This window comes from Ectothiorhodospira shaposhnikovii (genome assembly GCF_022227765.1).
Lineage (GTDB): Bacteria > Pseudomonadota > Gammaproteobacteria > Ectothiorhodospirales > Ectothiorhodospiraceae > Ectothiorhodospira.
In genome coordinates this window covers 190808-211494 of sequence record NZ_JAJMLZ010000005.1, presented here as the reverse complement: position 1 = coordinate 211494, position 20687 = coordinate 190808, and the positions used below count along the sequence as shown (strand labels likewise).

14 protein-coding genes are annotated in these 20687 nt (G+C 62.5%); 4 read left to right on the top strand and 10 right to left on the bottom strand.

The genetic code is table 11. The features are described 5' to 3' along the window. The first annotated feature begins 168 nt into the window (after window positions 1–168). Window positions 169–1131, top strand: coding sequence for a mechanosensitive ion channel family protein (locus LQD11_RS08735; protein ID WP_238617195.1), 963 nt, complete (start codon window positions 169–171; stop codon window positions 1129–1131). Window positions 1132–1257: 126 nt separating this feature from the next. On the opposite strand, the gene LQD11_RS08730 is transcribed toward LQD11_RS08735, so the two are convergent. The 5 genes from LQD11_RS08730 to LQD11_RS08710 form a co-directional block, all read right to left on the bottom strand. Beyond that, the gene (locus tag LQD11_RS08730) at window positions 1258–2127 is read right to left on the bottom strand and encodes a carbohydrate kinase family protein (RefSeq protein WP_238617194.1); all 870 of its coding nucleotides are present in this window, start codon (window positions 2125–2127) and stop codon (window positions 1258–1260) included. Window positions 2128–2297: 170 nt separating this feature from the next. Further along, window positions 2298–3167, bottom strand: coding sequence for an endonuclease/exonuclease/phosphatase family protein (locus LQD11_RS08725; protein ID WP_008932964.1), 870 nt, complete (start codon window positions 3165–3167; stop codon window positions 2298–2300). 10 nt (window positions 3168–3177) lie between these two features. Next, on the bottom strand, window positions 3178–4518 hold the full coding sequence (ccsB, locus tag LQD11_RS08720; protein WP_238617193.1) for a c-type cytochrome biogenesis protein CcsB: 1341 nt from the start codon (window positions 4516–4518) through the stop codon (window positions 3178–3180). A 21-nt stretch (window positions 4519–4539) separates the two neighbouring features. Continuing rightward, window positions 4540–6579, bottom strand: coding sequence for a cytochrome c biogenesis protein ResB (locus LQD11_RS08715; RefSeq protein ID WP_238617192.1), 2040 nt, complete (start codon window positions 6577–6579; stop codon window positions 4540–4542). A 193-nt stretch (window positions 6580–6772) separates the two neighbouring features. Next, the gene (locus tag LQD11_RS08710) at window positions 6773–7396 is read right to left on the bottom strand and encodes a c-type cytochrome (protein ID WP_238617191.1); all 624 of its coding nucleotides are present in this window, start codon (window positions 7394–7396) and stop codon (window positions 6773–6775) included. A 172-nt stretch (window positions 7397–7568) separates the two neighbouring features. On the opposite strand from LQD11_RS08710, the gene yihA reads away from it, so the two are divergent. Beyond that, complete coding sequence (gene yihA / locus LQD11_RS08705; RefSeq protein ID WP_238617249.1) at window positions 7569–8198, top strand: ribosome biogenesis GTP-binding protein YihA/YsxC; 630 nt, start codon at window positions 7569–7571, stop codon at window positions 8196–8198. Between the two features lie 610 nt (window positions 8199–8808). Here yihA and polA read toward each other — a convergent pair. Then, the gene (gene polA / locus LQD11_RS08700) at window positions 8809–11511 is read right to left on the bottom strand and encodes a DNA polymerase I (protein ID WP_238617190.1); all 2703 of its coding nucleotides are present in this window, start codon (window positions 11509–11511) and stop codon (window positions 8809–8811) included. A gap of 135 nt (window positions 11512–11646) precedes the next feature. Between polA and LQD11_RS08695 the strand changes: the two genes are divergently transcribed. Next, window positions 11647–12372 carry an LOG family protein gene (locus tag LQD11_RS08695; RefSeq protein ID WP_008932970.1) on the top strand — a complete coding sequence of 242 codons (726 nt, stop codon included), beginning with the start codon at window positions 11647–11649 and terminating at the stop codon, window positions 12370–12372. After that, on the top strand, window positions 12369–12719 hold the full coding sequence (locus LQD11_RS08690) for a DUF2782 domain-containing protein (RefSeq protein ID WP_238617189.1): 351 nt from the start codon (window positions 12369–12371) through the stop codon (window positions 12717–12719). The genes LQD11_RS08695 and LQD11_RS08690 overlap by 4 nt, the downstream gene beginning before the upstream one ends. A 150-nt stretch (window positions 12720–12869) precedes the next feature. On the opposite strand, the gene LQD11_RS08685 is transcribed toward LQD11_RS08690, so the two are convergent. The 4 genes from LQD11_RS08685 to LQD11_RS08670 form a co-directional block, all read right to left on the bottom strand. After that, window positions 12870–14138 (bottom strand): ATP-binding protein, encoded by a 1269-nt coding sequence (locus LQD11_RS08685; protein ID WP_238617188.1) that lies wholly within the window; start codon window positions 14136–14138, stop codon window positions 12870–12872. Between the two features lies 1 nt (window position 14139). Next, the gene (locus tag LQD11_RS08680) at window positions 14140–16986 is read right to left on the bottom strand and encodes a TrlF family AAA-like ATPase (RefSeq protein ID WP_238617187.1); all 2847 of its coding nucleotides are present in this window, start codon (window positions 16984–16986) and stop codon (window positions 14140–14142) included. 215 nt (window positions 16987–17201) lie between these two features. Next, a complete protein-coding gene (locus tag LQD11_RS08675) occupies window positions 17202–18611 on the bottom strand; it encodes a DNA-processing protein DprA (protein ID WP_238617186.1) in 1410 nt (469 codons plus the stop codon). Further along, entirely contained in the window at window positions 18608–20686 is a 2079-nt protein-coding gene (locus LQD11_RS08670) for a RecQ family ATP-dependent DNA helicase (RefSeq protein WP_238617185.1), read from the bottom strand. The genes LQD11_RS08675 and LQD11_RS08670 overlap by 4 nt, the downstream gene beginning before the upstream one ends. Window position 20687 lies beyond the last annotated feature (1 nt).

Genomic DNA, 20687 nt, shown 5'->3' with positions numbered 1-20687 from the left:
GCGGGGATGAGGGAAAGCCACTGCCGTCACTCCCGCGAAAGCGGGAGTCCGGAAGTTTCGAGCCGTAACTGGATTCCCGCCTGCGCGGGAATGACCAGATAAGAGGGCATCGACCCGATAAGGAAACACCCATACGACAAGGAAAACCCATACGACAAGGAGACACCCATGGAACATGTCCTTGACTACTTCACCCAGGTGGAATGGCAACACCTGATCTTCGCTTCACTGCGCATCCTGCTCATCCTCACCATGGCCTGGGTGGTGATGTCCCTCATCCGGGCCGGGCTGGGACGCATGGAAAAACGCCTGGTGGAACGGGGCAAGAAACAGGGCGACGTCCCCTCCGAGGCCCACAAGCGGGCCGAGACCCTGGTCCGACTGCTGCGCCAAGCCATCGTCATCCTCATCTGGATCATGTCCCTGCTGGTGATCCTCAACGAGATGGGCATTTCCATCGCCCCCATCCTGGCCTCCGCCGGCGTGGTCGGCCTGGCGGTGGGCTTCGGGGCCCAGAACCTGGTCCGTGACGTGATCAGCGGGTTCTTCATCATCCTGGAAAACCAGGTCCGGGTGGGGGACGTGGCGGTGATCAACGGTACCGGCGGACTGGTGGAGGCCATCAACTTCCGTACCCTGCAGCTGCGGGACCTGGAGGGCAAGCTGCACATCATCCCCAATGGCACCATCACCTTCATGACCAACGTGACCCACGGCTGGTCGGCCTATGTGTTCGACATCCCGGTGGCCTACAAGGAGGATACCGATCGGGTGGTGACACTGATCCAGCGGGTGGGCGCCGAAATGCGGGCCGATCCCAGACTCCGGCGCAGCATGCTGGAAGACGTGGACGTATTCGGGGTGGACAAGTTCGATGACTCCGGGGTGATCATCAAGGGACGCATCAAGACCCTGCCCATCAAGCAGTGGGAGGTGGGACGGGAGTTCCTGCGACGGGTGAAGCAGACCTTTGATGCCGAGGGCGTGGAGATCCCCTTCCCCCATCGGACCTTGTACTTCGGTGCCGCCAGCCCGCCGGTGCTGGCGCAGATGCTCAACCGCGCCGAGGCGGCCCCCGTTCCCCCGGCACCCCCCCTCCAGCGGGAAAACTCACACGCCGGGGAAAGATGAACCAGACCTGCCCCGCTCCCTGCCTGGATTCCCGCCTGCGCGGGAATGACGATCTCAACCTTGCCGTCACTCCCGCGAAAGCGGGAGTCCAGAGGTTCTGGTTCGGGAATCTGAACCGGGATTCGATCACCAGTCCTGCCGGGACGACTGATAGAACCCCCGATCCTCCGTGGTGGCCCCGTGCAGGGTGCAGACCTTGGCGGCAAAATCCGCCGCGCGGGTCAGGATGGTTTCCCAGTCCCAGCCCCGCAGAATGCCGGTCAGGGTGACGGCACTGAAGGCGTCTCCGGCCCCCACGGTATCCACCAACCCCGTCACCGGCGGCGCCGATCTTTGGTGAAGCTCACCCTCGCGGGTGAGCACCATCGCGCCCTCCGACGCCCGGGTGACGATCACCGCCGACAACCCGTACCGTTCCAGGGTAAGACGGGCCTGAACCACCAGATCCGGCTCATCGGGCGCCGGGGACAGCGCCGTCAGTTCATCCTGGTTGAGCTTGACCCAGTGGGCATGGGCCATCCACCCCTGCACGGTGTCACGATCCCACCAGGGAGCGCGCAGGTTCACGTCCATGAACACCGGGACCGACAGCTGCTCGCGCAGCGCTTCCAGGGCCTGTCGGGAGACGGGATCGCGCAGAGCCAGACTGCCGTGGTAGAGCACCCCGGCCCGGGCGGGAGCTGCCGCCAGGGCCAAAGCGGTGTCGATGTGGTCGTAGGCCTGGTCGGGGAGGATGTCATAGCGAGGCTCGCCACCCTTGAGGGTCACCCTGACCTGGCCGGTGGGATGACCGGGGTCCATTTGCAATCCCTCCGGACGCATGTCCCAGTGATTCAGGGCCTGCATGACACGACGGCCCAGTTCATCATCCCCCACGGCGCCGACAAAGAGCGGATCCGCCCCCAGTCCCCTGAGATTCCAGGCGACGTTGAAGGGCGCGCCGCCCAGGATGGAGCGATCCTCGAAGCAGTCGAACAGGACTTCGCCGAAGATCACGGGCTGGTTCCGAGGTGTCCGGGTCACAGGAGGCCTCCCGCCGTCGGTGAGTGGCCTTTCAGCTTAGGCGGGGGGATGCCAGTGTGCAACCCGATGCAGGTTTCGGGCGAGATACTGATGGGCCACGCTGTTCGCGGCCAGGGCCGCTCCCACAGCGGCCTTGGGAGGCATTACTGGCAGAACTGTTCGATGCGGGTATGGGCCATCCGCACGGTTTCGGGAATCACCAGCTCCACGCCCACCGGCAGGTGATCGGAATAGTTCAGGTTATAGACATGGACCTGCTCCAGCCCCAGCCCCGGGGTCACCAGGATGTGGTCGAAGGCATGCATGGGCCGCCAGCTGGGATAGGTCTTGGCACTGGCCAGGGGCTCCTGCAGCCGGGTATGACTGACCAGACGCTGCACTTCCTGGGAATGGGCCGGGGTGTTCATGTCGCCCATCACCACCACGTGCTCATGGTCGCGCAGCACCTCGGCGATGTACTGCATCTGCAACATGCGGGCCTTGCGGCCCAGGGACAGGTGCACCAGCATGATGACCAGGGAGTCCTCCCCATGATGGGCACCGAAATGGGCCTCCAGGGCACCCCGCCCGGGGATGCGACCGGGCAGGCGATGCTCCACCACCGAGTGGGGCCGGAAGCGGGATAGCAGCCCCAGGCTATGCTTGGCCAGCTTGCCCAGGTTGCGGTTGGTCTGGCTGTACCAGTAGGGGAATTCCCCCCGATGGGCCAGGTATTCGGCCAGGTTGATGAAGTTGCTGCGCAGACTGCCGGCGTCCAGTTCCTGCAACCCCACCAGATCGAACCCGGAAATGAAGCGAGCGATGCTGTTCAGGTTACCCATGCGCCCCTCGTAGGGCAGCACATGCTTCCAGCTGTTGGTCAGGTAATGGTGGAAGCGCCCCGAGGCGATGCCCACCTGGACGTTGTAGCTGAGAATCCGCAGCCGCTGCCCCCCCGCCACCGGCGGGGTGCTGGGTCCGATGGACAGGGTGTCCGCCAGGGCAGCATGATCATATCCGTTGTTGCCTTGCATGTATCCGGACTCAGAGACTGCCATAGGAATGCAACCCGCCCAGGAACATGTTCACTCCGACAAAGGCAAACGTGGTGATGAGCAGGCCCAGGATGGCCCACCAGGCCATGGGGACACCGCGCCAGCCCTTGGTGAAGCGCAGGTGCAGCCAGGCGGCATAGTTCAGCCACACGATCAGGGCCCAGGTCTCCTTCGGATCCCATGACCAGTAGGCACCCCAGGCCTCCGCCGCCCACATGGCGCCCAGCACCGTGGCAATGGTGAAGAAGGCAAAGCCGATGGCGATGGACTTGTACATCACATCATCCAGCACCTCGCGGCTGGGCAGCCGCCGGGCCAGCAGGCCGTCGGGACGGCGGCGCTCGCCACGGACCCGCATCAGATAGGCCACGCCCAGCATGGCGGCAATGGCAAAGCCGCCGTAGCCCACGAAGTTGGTGGGGACATGGACCTTCATCCACCAACTCTGCAGGGCCGGTACCAGCGGCTGTACCACATGGGCCTCCCGGTCCAGGGTGTACCAGAGCAGGAAGGCGACGGCGGCGCTGACCACCATCATGACGAAGCCGCCCATGCCCAGGTTGCGGGTACGACCCTGGTAATAGAGGTACATCAGCACCGTGATGACACAGAAAAGGACGAAGACCTCCCACAGGTTGCTCACCGGGATGTAACCCCAGGTGGGGTCGTGCAGGTAGGTTTCACGCCAGCGCACCAGCAATCCGGCCAGGCCGAAGGCGGCGGCGCACCAGGCCAGTGCACTGCCCACTCGGGCGGCGAAATCGGTGCTGGCAATGGGACCCAGCAGGGCACCCACCGCCACCAGCAGGACCAGGGGGCTGGCCCATTCCAATCCCGGGACCAGACCACTGCGCCCCATCCACAGCCCCAGCAGGCCCACGGCACCGGTCACCGCGGCGGTAACCAGGGCCGGCATCACGCCGCGGCCGGCCTCGCGCCGGAACAACGATGCCAGATAGGCGGTGGTGGACATGTACAGCAAGGCACACATCCACATGACCGCGGCCTCGCCCGAGACCAGGTACTTGAGGAAGAAATTGGTCTGGGCACTGGCCAGGGTGTCGCCGTAGCTGAACACCCCCAGCAGGCTCATGCCGGTCACCGCCAGGGCATAGCCCTTGAACGATTTCCAGAACCAGCCCAGCCACAGACCGGAGGCAGCGGTGACCACCAGGGTTCCGGACTGGTAGATATCCATCCGGTGGCCGTAAACGGCCAGGATGAAGATCGTGGCCACGACCACGCCGGCGGCCCAAAGCCAGTCAGCCGGAGACAGGCGACGGAAATAACCGGGATATTCGGCGCTTACGGTGTCTTGGGTGACGGACATGTGCTTACCTCGCATTCGAAATCATGGTCGGGCGCGGGCATCCTGATCCGCCGGCATGGGCCGTGACTCACCCAGAACGGCCCGGGATATTTCATCGAATTCCCTGTTGAAATCCGTTGTGTTGCGGTTGCTGGTCCCCGCCAGCACCAGCCCCGAACCCTCGGGACGGGGCTGTACCCAGAGCCAGCAACGGCGATGGCTCACATACAGGAGCAGGAAGATGCCCAGGATCAGCATCACGCTGCCGGCATAGACCACCGCCTGCCCGGGGGCCCGGGTGATCATCAGGCCGGAGGCCTGGATATGCTCGAAATCGTTCAGGCGCAGGAAGAACGGCGAGCCGTAGAACGGCAGGGCATTGATGGCCCGCAGGGCATCTTCCAGAAACCGTTCATCCTCGTCGCTGACCACCTCGATCCCTTCTTCCGCCAGCACCCGCAGATAGATGGCATCCAGCCCGGAGTTGAGGATCCGGAGGAAAATATCCGCCATCCGGTCCCATTGTCCCTCGGGTGCCTGTTCCTGTACCTGAGCGATCACCTCTTCATAGCCGCCGACGGTAAAGGTTTCCAGCAGACCGCGCATGGTCTCGGCCACCTGGGCACGGATTCCTTCATCCACCCCCTCGAATTGTCCGGCGGCGGTCCGGGTGGCCTCGTCCACCACATCGGCCACCACGGCGGGATCGGTCAGCCGAGCCAGAAAGCGCATGAAGCGATCCACGCCATCCCCCTGGGGGTCCAGGGGGATATAGAGGAAGCTGAAGGGTTCCGCCGGATTCTGCCGCACACCACTGAGCAGATACCGGCGGCCATCCCGTTCAATGGGTTGCTGGAAGTTGCGATGAAACCAGCCGGCACCGCTGCTGTCCCGGACCACGTACTCGAAGCTCGGCCCCATGTCCATGCGCTCGCGCACGCCGTCTTCCTCGATCAGAGTCGGATTGGTGTCGTTGAAATCGGTGAACTCCACCCGCAGGCGGGTGCCATCTTCACCGGTCTGGGAGTAGGTGCCGAAAACGCGGGCATTAAGCGGCATGGGACGGTCGGCGCCCCGCCCCAGGGGATGCATGTCCAGGTTCAGGCGGGACCCTCCGTCCCTGAAACTGGCCTGATAGATGGTATAGCCCCGGTGCACCAGCGGATGGTTCACGCTGATGGTATGCGCCAGGGGTTCATCCAGCAATTCATCATGGATAACCAGATCGGTTTCAAAGGAACGCTCCTGGCCGGTGGCGTGGCGCTCCACCCGAAATGCCTTCACCTCGATGTGAAACGGCAGTTCCTGAACCACATAGCCGTCCCGCATGGTCACGAAGGCCACGTCCACCCGCTGCCCTTCCGGGATCTCCACCGAGCCACGGAATGAGGGGTTGGAAACGGAGACACGGCTCTGCTCGGGAATCTCCGAGACGGGAACCTGACGGGTTTCGATCTCCAGTCGGCCGGTGAGTTCGGCCAGCATCAAGGGCAGACGCCCGTCCACCAGACCACCGATACAGATGACCACGATGGCCACATGGGTGAAGAAATAGCCCAGACGGCCGGCACTGCCGCGCATGGCCGACAGCACCCGGTGATCACCCTGATCCGCCTGCCGCACACGATAACCCCGGGCCCGGAACACGGCCTCGGCCCGGGACATGAGCACCGCCGGCGCCTCGGGATGGGCATCCCGCTGCACGTTGTGCTGAAAGCTGCGCAGGGACTTGTCCTTCACCCCGAGCCGGAACCGGCTCATGTCACGGATCATGGCCGGCGTGCTGCGATAGACACACACGCTGGTGGAGATCACCAGAAAGACGAGAATGAGCAGATACCAGCCGGCGGAGTAGACGTGATAGATGCCCAAAGTACGGAACAGTTCGTGCCAGAAGGGGCCGTAGTCCAGCAGGTAGGTTTCGTAGGACTGGTTCTGCTGCAGGACGGTACCCACCACCGAGGCCACGGCCAGCGCAACCAGCAACGTGATGGCCAGGCCCATGGACCCGAGGAAGGCCATCAGAACGGCAAAGGTGGAACGCCGGCCTGGCGGCGTCGGGTCGGTGGGCGTGCTGCTCATGATTCTCGGGTCGGAAAGTGGTTGCCTGTTTGACCCTCAAGGGCAGACAAGTTCTGCCACCGGGCACAAAAACCACGTGATCAGCAGGTCTTGTTGTCCTGGATCAAATACCCCCGGGACTCGGGACCTGCCGGATGGAATCAAAAAAGGGTGGCCGCCGGGCCACCCTTTCAAAGGTCTTGCCGATCCGGTCTTACTTGGCCGGCAGAGTGGCGATGTACTCTGCCACGGCGGACATTTCCTCGTCGGTCATGCGGCCGGCCACGTTACGCATCATGCGGCCGGGATCATTGGCACGCAGACCATCACGGAACTGCTTGAGCTGGTCCAGGGTGTACACGCCGTGCTGGGCGGACACGCTGGGGAACACGGCGGCGGGGTTGCCCTTGCCGTTGGGGCCATGGCAGGCCACGCAGGCGGCCACACCCGTGGCGGTATTGCCGCCGAAGTAGATCTGCTTGCCCAGAGCCAGCTTTTCCGCACTGGCGGCGGTACGGCCCGGTGCGGGGGTCTGGCTGGCGAAGTAGGCGGCCAGGTGAGGCAGGTCTTCCTCATCCAGCACGGCGACCTGGGGGTTCATCAGGGCGTGGCTACGACGACCGGCCTTGTAGTCGCGCAGCTGCTTGAGCAGGTAGGCCTCGTCCTTGCCGGCGATCTTCGGCCACGCCGGGACCACGCTGTTGCCGTCGGCCTGGTGGCAGGCCACGCAGGGGCTGGAGAGTTCCTTGCCGCGCACCGGGTCACCGGGCTCGGCCAGCAGCGACGCCGACATGCTCATACCCAGTGTGGCGACGGCGATAAGGACAAGTTTTTTCATCGTGGGTTGACTCCTGAACCTGAAACAATAAGCGCTTCGTTGGTAACCTGACACTGACTCGCGCGCCGGGCGCAGCCTCAAAAATAGTCGCAATGTATATCATACTAACTCCACCGTCGCAAAAGTCGACGACGGTCAACCCGACATGACAACACAGCGAGTCAGATCATCCATGAACCCGGCCTATCACCAGGCGGAATTCCTCACCAGCGCCGCCAGCCTCAAGGGCCTGCCACCGGAGCAGGGCCGTGAAGTGGCCTTTGCCGGTCGGTCCAATTCGGGCAAGTCCAGCGCCATCAACACATTGTGCCAGCAACGCGCCCTGGCGCGCACCAGTAAGACACCCGGTAGAACCCAGTTGATCAATTTTTTTGCCCTGGATGGTGAACGTCGACTGGTGGACCTGCCCGGCTACGGCTATGCCAAGGTGCCGGAAGCGATGCGGCGTCGCTGGGGGAAATTGATGGAGGATTATCTGACCCGTCGCACCTGTCTGCAAGGGCTGGTGCTGGTCATGGATATCCGTCATCCCCTGACGGACCATGACTGGCAGATGATCGGCTGGGCCCATGCCCGCCGACTTCCCCTGCACGTGCTGCTGACCAAGTCCGACAAGCTCAAGCGGGGGCCGGTGATGGATACGGTGCGTCAAGTGGCCCGGACCCTCGGCGGCGAGGGAGTGGAGGCAACGGTGCAGCCGTTTTCTTCTCTGAAGAAACAGGGGGTGGATGATGCCCATTCCGTACTGGACGGGTGGCTGTTCCCTGAAGAAAACCCTGCATGCCCCATGGAAGAGGCATAAAAAAGCCCCGGCTGCCATTGGGGGTTGGCGTGGACCGGGGCAGAATCCGGCTCGACTTGGGGGAGTTCGAGCCATCCCGCTCAGGGAGGTAAGCGGGAAGCGCCGGGCTGCAGCGCTTGTGTGATATGACTCCCCGTTTCGCACATGGTTCACCAAATAGGTCGGGTAAAGAAGAAATTTTCCGCGTACCGAAAAAAAACCCCGGAGCACTTACGTGGTCCGGGGTCAGGTTGGGCTCGACTTGGGGGAGTCAGAGCTTCCCGCCTAGGGGGTTAAGCGGGGAGCACCCATGGAAATGGTGCTCACTGATTAAAGACTATCTGCCCGCCGGGAAGTTCTTGATGCCGGCGGGACTTTTCGGATCTGTGAAAGATCTCTCAAAAAAGGGGCCTATCAGGGCGGATTCAGCGCCGTTTTCAGCGGATTCCGACAGGAACATCAGGACCGGGACAGGCACCTCCGCCACCGGGAACGCCCTGGCCGGGACACCTCCGCCATCGCCGCCCCTCCACCCAGGGGCAGGGCCGCCCTGAATGCGTCATTCCTGCGAAAGCGGGAATCCAGCGACGGCATGCCGGAAGCGATGACCGAGGGATCGTGCGGCGCTTCCCTAGGCATGGGCGGCGTCCCAGTTGTCCCCCACCCCCACTTCCACCAGTAGCGGGACATCCAATTCGGCCGCGCCGCACATCAGCGCGGTGATCCGCTCCCGGGCCGAGGCCACCTCGGCCGCATCCACCTCGAACACCAGCTCGTCATGCACCTGCATGATCATGGTGACACCGGGGGATTCCGCCTGAATCCATCCGTCCACCGCCAGCATCGCCCGCTTGATGATGTCCGCGGCGGTGCCCTGCATGGGCGCATTGATGGCCACCCGCTCCGCCTGGGCGCGCACCTGGGCATTGCGGGCACGGATATCCGGCAGATGGAGACGACGCCCGAACAGGGTTTCCACGTACCCCTGCTCCCGGGCCTGCTCACGGGTGCCGTCCATGTAGGCCTTCACCCCCGGATAGCGGGCAAAATAACGGTCCACATAGTCCTGGGCCGAACCCCGGTCGATCCCCAGCTGCCGGGCCAGCCCGAAGGCGGACATGCCGTAGATCAGACCGAAATTGATGGCCTTGGCCGCCCGCCGCTGCTCCGTGGTCACAGCCTCCACCCCCACGCCGAAGACCTCGCCGGCGGTGGCCCGGTGGATATCCTGCCCGTCGGCAAAGGCCTGCAATAGCCCCCGGTCACCGGACAGATGGGCCATGATGCGCAGTTCGATCTGGGAATAGTCCGCCGCCAGGATCCGGCGCCCCTCGGGCGCAACGAAGGCCTGCCGGATGCGGCGGCCCTCCGGGGTGCGGATGGGAATGTTCTGCAGATTGGGCTCCGAGGAAGACAGCCGCCCGGTGGAGGCCACCGCCTGATGATAGGAGGTGTGGACCCGCCCCGTATCCCGGTCAATGCGCTCCGGCAGCCTGTCGGTGTAGGTGGACTTGAGCTTGGACAGCCCACGATGCGCCAGGATCAGGCGCGGCAGAGGGTAGTCCAGGGCCAGCTGTTCCAGGACATCCTCGGCGGTGGAGGGCTGGCCCTTGGGGGTCTTGCGGATCACAGGCAACTGCTGGCGCTCGAACAGGATCTCCTGAATCTGCTTGGGTGAGCTCAGGTTGAAGGCGGCGCCGGCCAGATCGTAGGCCTCCCGCTCGATCTGGCCCATGCGGTCGGCCAGTTCATGACTCTGGGTGAACAGCAGTTCCGGGTCCACCAGCACCCCGGTTCGCTCCATCCGGGAGAGTACCGGGACCAGGGGGATTTCGAGGGTTTCGTAGATCCGCCGCTGCCCCTCCAGGTCCTTGAGCCGGGGCCAGAAATGCCGGTGCAGCCGCAAGGTGATGTCCGCATCCTCGGCCGCATAGGGGGCGGCCTCGTCCAGCCGCACCTGGGAGAACGGGATCTGCTTCGCCCCCTTGCCGGCCACGTCTTCGTAGTGGATGGTCTTCAGCCCCAGGCAGCGCTGGGCCAGACTGTCCATGTCATGGCGCCCGGCGGTACTGTTGAGCACGTAGGAGGCCAGCATGGTGTCATGGGTGATGCCCCGCAGCTCGATGCCGTGGTTGAGCAGGACATTGCGATCGTATTTCAGATGATGCCCCAGCTTGGGTCGGTCCGGATCTTCCAGCAGGGGGCGCAGCTTCTCCAGGGTCTCGTCCAGGGGCAGTTGGTCCGGTACATCCCCATAGTCGTGGGCCAGGGGCAGATAGGCCGCCTCATGGGGGGTCACGCTGAAGGACAGTCCCACCACCCGGGCCTGCATGTAGTCCAGGCTGGTGGTTTCGGTGTCGAAGGCGAACAGCGGCGCCTCGGCCAGTCGCGTCATCCAGCGCTCCAGCTGCTCCGCTTCCAGGATGGTTTCATAACGGACCTCGGGCGCCGCGTCAGGGTCCGGCTCGGGGACCGGTTCGCCCCCTTCCAGCTCGGCCTGCCATTGGCGGAACTCCAGACGAGCCAACAACTCCCGCAATTGCGACGTGTCGGCCCCCTGCAACTGAAGGTCCAAAGGCTCCCGGTCCAGTGCCACGTCACAGCGCACCGTGACCAGCTCCCGGGACAGGGGCAACCAGGCCAGGGCGGTGCGCAGGTTTTCCCCCACCTTGCCCTTGATCTCGTCGGCCCGGGCCATGATCTCGTCCAGACTGCCATGGGCCTTGAGCCATTTCACCGCCGTCTTCGGACCCACCTTGTCCACACCGGGGACATTGTCCACGGCATCTCCCACCAGGGTCAGGTAATCCACGATGCGCGCCGGGGGGACACCGAACTTCTCCTCCACCCCGGCCTCGTCCATCACGGTGCCGTTCATGGTGTTGACCAAGGTCACCCCCGGCTCCACCAGCTGGGCCAGGTCCTTGTCGCCGGTGGAAATGATCACCTCCATGCCCGCCCGGCGGGCCTGCCGGGTCAGAGTGCCGATGACGTCGTCGGCCTCCACGCCGGCCACCACCAGCATGGGAATGCCCATGGCCTGTACCAGCGCGTGCAGGGGCGCCACCTGGGCCGACAGCTCCTCCGGCATGGGTGGGCGATGGGCCTTGTACTCGGCATAGAGATCATCGCGGAAGGTCCGGCCCTTGGCATCGAAGATCACGGCCATGTGGCTGGGCTGATACTCACCGATCAGCTTACGCAACATGCCGGCCACACCATAGATCGCCCCGGTGGGCTCGCCGCGGGAATTGGTCAGGGGAGGCAGGGCATGGAAGGCGCGGTAGAGGTAGGAAGATCCGTCCACCAGGATCAGGGGAGATGAAGTGTTCACCAGGCGGGTTCTCAGCAGTGTTCAAGGACCGGGACCACAGGGTACCCGGGCGCAAGGGATCAGGCCAGCCACTAGCCACTGGCCGCCCGGAGGGCTAACCTTGCCGGAGTACACAACAATGAAAAAGGGGCCGACATGAAGAGCCACGAACGCGCCAGCCATCCGGGACTGCAACCCATGGACGACACCATGCTCACCCGCGAGAGCTGGAAGATATTCCAGATCATGGGGGAGTTCGTGGAAGGATTCGAGCGCCTTGCCCGCATCAAGCCGTCGGTGAGCATCTTCGGCTCCGCCCGCATCCCCCCCGGACACCCCACCTATGCACTGGCGGAGGACATCGCCCGTCAGCTCTCCGACGCGGGTTTTGCCGTGGTCAGCGGTGGCGGTCCCGGCATCATGGAGGCGGCCAACAAGGGCGCCTTTGCCGGCAAGTCCCCCAGCATCGGCCTGAACATCCAGCTTCCCCACGAGCAGACGGCCAACCCCTATCAGGATGTCTCGCTGGATTTCCGGCATTTCTTCTCCCGCAAGGTGATGTTCGTGAAATATGCCTCCGCCTATGTGGTGCTGCCCGGAGGCTTCGGCACCCTGGACGAACTGGCGGAGATCCTCACCCTGGTGCAGACCAACAAGACCCGGCGCATCCCCATCATCCTGGTGGGCAGCAGCTTCTGGCGGGGGCTGCTGGAATGGTTTGAAACCACCCTGGTGACGGAAGGCACCATCAGCGAGGAAGACCTGGACCTCTATACTCTCGTGGATGACGCCAAGTCCGTGGTGGACGCGATCTTCAATTTCTACGAATTCGGCGGCCTGGAACCGACCTCCGAAGAGAGAGAGAGGCTGATGGACCTGTGAACAGCTATCGCACCCTGCCCGTTGTTCTTGCCGCCCTCCTGTTCTGGCCGGCCGCCCTCCCCCTGTCGGCCCAGGAGCAGGCGGCGCCTCCCCCGCCGCCGCTGCTGGACGACAGCGACATGGCCACCCGGGAGCTATTGGAGCCCACAGTGACCATCATCGAGCGGGAGGGGGAACGGATCGAGGAATACCGGCTCCATGGGGAGCTTTACATGATCCGGGTCACACCGGCCAACGCGCCCCCCTATTACCTGGTGGACACGGACGGAGACGGCCAGCTGGAGACCCGCATGACGGAGCTGGATGCCAAGATCCTGGTGCCGGCCTGGGTGATCTTCCGGTTCTAGTCGGTATGTCTCGCAGATGGGGAAAGCATGGCTTGACCTGAATGCTGAAGGTCGCGATCCGACTGCCCTCCCGGTGCGCTTCCCAGCGCGATGGGGCGGCGGCGACCTCGCACCGACACGGGCTCGCCGCGTTCGATCATCCCGTTCATCTTATTCATCCGCTTCGGGCGGTACGGCTGCCGGGATGACCAACAACAGCTCGGAATCACCAATCAACCGGTACACCGGGCGCCTGCCGGACAATCGTTCGCTCTGATCCAGGATGATCTGAACACCCTCGCCACGCTTATCCATCATGGCGCCGCGACCTGTTATGGCTTTGTCAGCCGCGGGCACTTGGCACTTGGCCAGCAGGCTGGTGATGGCTTCGTTGCGGGCGGCCTGACGGTAGGGAAGGCTGTCCACCGTCATGGTATTGGGGATGGCGCCGGGAGAATACAGCTCAAGCCGATCCGCAAACATCCGCAGACGGATTTTGGCGCCGTGGATGGAGTAATCCCGGTGGGCAACGGCATTGACCAACGCCTCGAAGACGGCCGTCATGTCGTATTGCGGCAAATCACGCCGGCCCTCATCCTTAATGGCGTAGACCTGCATGTTCTTGCGGACGAAGTGACAGGCCGCCAGCACCTGGACGTTGAGCGGCCCTGTGATGTCCTGGGCATCGAGCTGATAGGCCGTGTCACCCTGCGGCAGCACCTCGGTGCCACGATACGCCACGGCCTGAATGAAGGCATTCGGCAACCAGCGGCGGGGGTCTGTACTCGCCATCAGCACGCCGGTAATCGTAGGGCGAAGTGCTCCGTCGGCATCGGAACGCGCCATGGCGAGCTTGTCCAGCAGCACCTCGCGCGAGTCCTGCACGCGGGGGCTGGCAAAACGCTGCCACAGGTCGTCGGCAAGATCGTCGAGTGTGGCGCCGGGCACCGGCTGCTCGTCGAAGCGGATAATGCGGACTTGGCTGCGTTGCTGGAACAATCGTGCCAGATAATCCGGTGCCATCTCGCGCTTGGCGCTGCCAACGCGGTGCAAATAACCACCAGGGCTTTTATGCACGAACAGGCTGCCCGTGACATCGACTTTCAAAACCGGCAGTTGTTCGCCAGAGGTACTGGGCAGGGTCAGGCGCTCGATCACTGGCGTCAGCGGTGGGGTGATGCTGTCCAGGCAAATTTGCCGGACGAAATCCTCCACCAAGTCCAGACGCTCAAGGGGAATGCCAAGCACCTCCCGGGTATCATCAACGCCCAGCACGCATACACCGCCACGGCTGTTGGCAAAGGCCGCCAGTTCATCGGCCAGGGAATCTTTATGGGGTGCCGATACCTTTGGACCGGTAAAGCGCACTTCCTTCAGTTCCAGATAGGAGTCCTCCCCCAGGCGAATCTTGTCAATCAAGTCGGCAATGTTATCGAACACGTCAAACCTCCCTTCCCAGGCGCTGATAACGCCGTTCGAACGCCTCTTCGCCACCCTCCATCACTTGGCAGACTTCCCGGCGCATGGTCTTGTCCTGCAAGGAGCCGGTTTGCTTCACATGGCACTGGTGGTTGAAGTCCAGCACATGAATCAGCTCCGCGTCACCATTGACAACGATGTTGGGGTTGTGGGTCACGATGATGAGCTGACGGCGCAGTTTGTTGCTGCGAATTTGCTGGACCACCAGGCCGTAGATCAGGTGATTGTCCAGATCATCCTCGGGCTGGTCGAGCACCAGCGGCTCGTTGCCGTGCGCCAGCAGGAAGGCCAGCATGGCGGCTGCGCGCTGTCCGGCGGAAGCTTGGCCGATGGATTGAAAGTCCCGACCATCGCCTTTGCGGCTGTACTCTACTTGCAAACCGTCTTCGGGGAACCAGCAGAGGATGTGATCGACGAACTCAGGGCGCTTGTCGGCCTCAGCTTTCAGGAATCTATTGAACCACCCGCCAAACTCCGCGCTACCACCACATGCCTGCAACAGGCGCTTCTTTTGCGCCAGCAACGCCTGCTCAAAGGCCGTTGTGTCCCATGCTCCCGGCTGCTCGATAAGATCAACCGTGCCCAGCAGGTCCGCTACAAGCCCCTTGGGGGACTCACCATCTTGCGCCTGATACAGGTCGTCCACGTATTTGCCGTCAGCAGCGCCGAGCACCTCCCGCAATGAGTGCTCGATGCCTTGCGCATCCCGGCTGTAAGGGATCAGTTCAATCCGCACAAAGGGATTGCCGTGCAGCGTTGCCTGTAGAAACGCGCTGCGCTGCGCGCTGATGGCGCGGCGGGCGGACTGCACCTGCTCCAGTAACGCTTTGGCTTTTTCGCGCAGATTCGCGTGCTGCTTCTGCAAGGCCTCCAACCGCCTCAACTCAGTTTCCAGCCGCTGTTTTTCCTGCACCAGACGGCCGTACTCGCTGGGGTCGCTGACCCCCTGTTGCTGCAAATCGGCCTTGAGCTGAGCGTAAGCCGCCTCGGCCACACCGATCCGCGCAAACCAGAGCGATGCGTCCAGTTCTCCGCGCAGGACTTGCCCGCGCTCCCGCAGCGCGGCAGCCGCGCTTTCGACCTCCTGCCTCGCTTTGTCGATGGCCGCGTGTAGCGCCTGGACGAGACTCAGTGCTGGACCGTCTTCGGCGGCATCGAACAACCTCTCCGGCAAGTCTTCCGCCAGCAAGTCTGCAGCAACGTCCTTCAAGCGGGCAGCCAGTTCGGCGGAAGCTTCAAACTGACGTTCCAGCTCGCGGCTTTGTCGGCTGGTGCGCTGGTAGTTCTTCAATACCGCCGCATGGTCAGCACCCTCGAAGCGGGCAAGCTTGCACTGAATGTCTTGCAGGGAAAGCGTCAACGACTCGCGCCCTTGCAGCTTGCCTTCCAGCTCGCGCATCTGTGCCCGAGCGGCCAGGAAAGCACGCTTGGCCTCTTCGAAGGCAGCCTGCTGCGACTGCGTGCCAGCCGCATCGTCGATCACCTTCAGCAATGCCTGCTGGCTGTCGCCGGCCAAGGCCGCAATCTGCCCCTGACTGAACAAGCGCAGCGGGAAGCGTTGTTCGGTGATGGTTTGGCTGACCGAGGGTTTGAAACCAGCTGTGACGACGTCCCATTCTTCCACCGCATGCCCGTGGCCATCCTGCCGCCAGATCAGGCGATAGGACGTGCCATCACGATGCACTTGCACGTGAATGGCGGTTTCCGCGCGCAAACCGCCTTCGTCGTTGCGGGTCTTTGCGATTTTGTTGAAGCGGTTGAAGGTCTGCCCCGCTTCCGAGGCGGGTGACAGCTCCCGCTCCCGCCGATAGGCCAAACGCAGGGCATGCACAATGGTTGATTTGCCAGTACCGCGTCCGCCGATCAGGGCATTGAAGTAGGGGTTGAGGGGCAAGCTGGCGGGCAAGCTGCCGCGCCCCATATAGCGCGCCTCGCGGATTTCAATCGACTCGATGAAATGCTCGGGCGTGTTGAACGGCGTAAAACCGCTGCTTTCATCACTGCGCCGAACGGAAATCTCTTGCCCATCCAGCAGCGCAAGGCGCAAGCCTTCCAGGCTGGGCTTGGCCATCTTGATCCAGGTGTAGCGCGACCCTGGAACAGCCGCACCCTGGAAGCTGTGGCAATCGCTGCCGACCACGCTGGCAAAGCGCAGCTTCAGTTCGTCCAGCACCATCGGCGTAGGACTGGAAGATGCTGCCCACTCCAGGGCCAGGATGCCGGGTTCCTGCAAAACCTGCTTGACCGTGATGGTATCCAGCAGGCATTTGCGCGTGCCGGGCTCGACCTGCAGCAGTCCCTTGTCACCCTCTACATGTGCCGGAATGGCAAGACCGCCCTCCGCCAGAATGCGCTCCACCACCTGGGCGGCACCGATTCGAGTGACGCCATCGCTGTCGCCGCGCGTGCCTTGGTAGTCCACCCTCGCCAGCAGGTCGCTGACGGTCTGGCTGGTAGCCGACGGGTCGAAGATCGCCAATATATGAAAGCCGCCCTGCACCGAGATTTCCACGCCAGGGAACAGGTGCAATTCACGGAAACCGACAGGCGGAGTTCCAGCGTCGGCCTGGCGCTTCATGTCTGCATAATCAGTCTTGAGCTTGTCGATCCACTCACCCGTGTTATGGTCGGTGACCGCCACGCAGTCAATCTCGGCGGCCATGTACTTGAGCAGCCAGGTTTGCGGCGTCAGTTCATCGGACGTGCCGATGGCGGCTTGCCAGGCATTCGTATCTTTGGAAGCCGGGGTGTGAGTATGGAAATCGAACTTCCACCAGCGTGCGCCGGGATAGGACCAGGGTTGGCTCATGCTCTTCTCCTGATTGCGGCCATCATTCCTCCGCCTTGGTTCTCGGCACCGGCATGAACGCCTGCACCTCATCCCTGAACGGGCTGTCGTCGAACTCGTCCAGATCGCAGGTGAGACACGCCTCAATGTCCTTGCAGTTGACGCGCAGGTGATCTACGGCTGAGTGGTCCTACCCGATGGATCTGGCTATGACAGGGGCGTAACCGTTTTATCGATTACTCGAATAGCCGCTTTTGCTTGACGATGTAACCCGCAGGCCTCTTCTGCTTTTCCAGTACGCCTTCGTCGACCAGGCGCTGCAGCCACGCCTTGGCCTGAGTTTTTGACACGTCCAGCGCTACAGCCACTTCTGCGTCTTTCATCGGCGTACTCAATAGCTGCTCAATTGCTTCACGAACGGCAGCGAAGAGCATTTCTGCTGGGGTAGATTCCGGCTGCCGAGGTTTCTCGGCACCGTCTAGTAGCGCTACTGTCTCTGGCGTGGCCGACGGCGCTTTTTCCAATGGTGGAGCGGGTGGCTGCGTATCGGAAACAACATCGACCATCGCAAATGGCTTAATCTCGTTCTGGGGCACCGGAGCCGTATTGCGTGGCACTGGAGCCGTTGGCTTGGCGTCAGCCAACGATGACTCTTCGTTCGAGAACAGCGCAAAACCAACCTGTGGGGATGCCGGCGGCGTTGGCATCTCCACGTTGAAAACATCCTCGAACGAATCCACGTCTTGCGGATTCGGCCAGGGAAGAGCACCCTTCTTTCGCAAACCATTCAATCCTGCGGAAGACTCGCCCGTCGATCGAATGAAGACCGGGATGAACTTGAGTTTGTCAAGCTGCTCGACAGCACCCGACCAAGTGCCACCTTTGTTGAGATCGGAACTGACCACCAGTGAGGTGTCTGCCAATGCATAAATCAGCTTGTTCCGCTGCATGGCGTTGCCGACGTTGAACCCGGCACTCGGGTCGTAGGGCGAAATCAGCACCAGCTCCCCATTGAGCAGCAGGTTACGGTGCTCGCGGTTCATGGTGGTTTTTTCCAGACTGTTCGCCAGCACACCACAAACTTTCCCTCCCCCCTCGAGCGCACCACACATGGCGGCCTGATCGATGCCCTTGGCGCCACCGGAGACAAGTGTTCTGCCTGCCCGAGCAGCGAGCCGGCCAACTGCCATGGTGTAATCGATGAGGGCGTCGTCCACATGGCGCGATCCCACGACGGCAAGCCCGCCGGTTTCGAGCAAAGCCATGTCGCCACAGCCGTAGAGCACTGCCGGGGCGTCTTCGCGCAGGCGGGCCTTCAGGCGGCGGGGGTACTCTGCATCGGCGCGACTGACTACCCAGATGGCGCGTGCTTGCCAGCGCTCAATCACTTGGCTCAGAAGGAATCCGCGTCCCAGCAATTTCTGCAGGCGGTTCTCGTCAATCACCGATTGGCACGCACGCAGGATCTCAGGCGCATCCGGCGAGAGGAGATCCGCAGGCTGACGCTGGATCTCGCGCAAATGACGTGCGAGACGTTTGTATTCACCAGGCGTGAGCAAATCCGATGACACAGCGCCTCGTCCGGCAATGAGTGGCGCAGTCAGCAGCAGGATCGCCTGGGTATTGGGTGAAAGGACTGGCGTCATTCGTCGTGCCCCGTCTGAGCAAGGACCATAGGCCAAACGGCGCCACTACCGCCTTTGCGCAGCAGCCATGCAGACACCGTCAGCGTCCAGCGCGAGTCGACCATGTCATCCACCAGGAGGACCGGGCCGGGAGTAATGGGCTGGCCATTGAGTGCGAGTGAACCGTCAATGTTGCGCGCCTGTTGTGTACTGTTTGCCATCGTTTTCTGTTCGGGCCTTGCGTCTGTTTTCGCGATGACCATACGAAACGGCAGACACAGCGCAGCAGCCAAGCGTTGCGCAAAATTCGGTACCAATTCGGGATGCCGAAGTGAAGGAACACATGTCACCCAAGTCGGGCTCGGCTGCGGATTCCACTCATGGATCATCTTCACGCACGCAGCAACGAGGTCATCAGAAAAGTGGCCATCGTGGTATTTGCCCTGTCGAACCAAACCACCCCAGCCGGCATCGCCCCAGACGCAGAGGGCCTTGCCGGACTCAGCCTGATGGGCAGGAGCGATGAATCCCTTGACGCCGTACTGGGGCATTCCACCATCAGGCCATTTTTTGCGCGGATCGATGGGCAAGCTGGTTCGACGGAGAAATTCGACGGCAGCTTTGACCAGCTCGGTATCCACGGTTGTAGACAATGGCGGTAAGGCAGGTTCTGTGACAACACTTGGATCGCCGTCGAGCGCGCCAATCAAGAAGCCCATGTGCTCACCAAACGGCAGGCTGACGTAGTCCTGCATCTGCTGGTGCTCGTCTCGCCGTAGCGCAGTGAGGCGTTCCGCTCGCTCCCAGAACACTTCACTTAGCCTTGCCGCCGTGAGCTGCCACTTGCTGCCTTGCTTGGCGATGGGTGCCGGCGCTTCGAGGGATAGAAGTGCAATCGTCTTGTCGATACGTCCTTTGCTCAGATTGACTCGGCTCAGCAGTTCGGGGACTGATAACCCGTTGGGCTCGTCTTCAAGCGCTCCCAGGACATCGGCAACTTCCTGTCGGGTCGGGAAGGCAGTCCGGATAAACCAGTCAGTGATGTCAGACTCTTCCTGACCGCTGAGGAGTACTCCATAGGCGGAGTCCAGTGCGCGTCCCGCGCGACCAACCTGCTGGTAGTAGGCGACGACCGATCCCGGCATTTGGTAGTGGATGACAAATGCCAGATCCGGCTTGTCGTAACCCATGCCAAGTGCCGTTGTGGCAACCAGCGCTTTGACTTGGTTGTTGAGCAGCGCCTGCTCAAGCTGTTCTCGGCGATTTCCAGTCTCACCAGTGTAGGCTTCCACATTGAAGCCTTGGGTCTTCAACCATTGCGCCACTTGATTGGCATCACGAACCGTCAGCGTGTAGATGATGCCGTGGCCCTGCAGCGTGGTCAGTTGCTCTGCCAGCCAGGCAAGGCGCTCAGCCTGACTGGGTAAGCGGATCGTTTGCAGGGAAAGCGAGGTCCGGTTCAAGTCGCCACGTGAGACGTCCAGCTTCGGGCCAAGCACGGCTGTAAGGTCGTCCATCACGCGGTTATTCGCTGTTGCCGTGGTGGCAAGCAGTCGCAGGTTTGGCGGTAGTATCTTGACGATCCTCTCCAACAGGCGATAGTGAGGTCGGAAGTCGTGCCCCCAGTCGGAAATGCAATGGGCCTCGTCGATGACCAGCAACGAAATCTGTTCAGCGATGCTGGCCAGAACCTGCGTCCGAAAGCGCTCGTTCGCCAGGCGCTCCGGCGAGATCAGGAGAATGTCGATCTCCCCCTTGACCAGCTTGCCCTCGACTCCCGTCCAGTCGTCCATGTTGTTGGAGTTGATGGTGGCGGCGCGAACCCCCATCCGCTCTGCGGCAGCAATCTGATTTCGCATCAGCGCCAGTAGCGGCGAGATCAATAACGCAGGACCAGCCCCAGCTTCCCGCAGCAACTTGGTCGCTATGAAGTAGACAAAGCTCTTACCCCATCCGGTCTTCTGCACGACCAGCAAGCGGCCTTTGCCTTCGACGATGTGACGAATAGCGTCCTCTTGGCCTTCGCGGAAAGTGGCATCGGCGTGTCGGGAGCCGATCCGTAGCAGTTCCATCGCGCGTCTTGGATCGTAGATCACG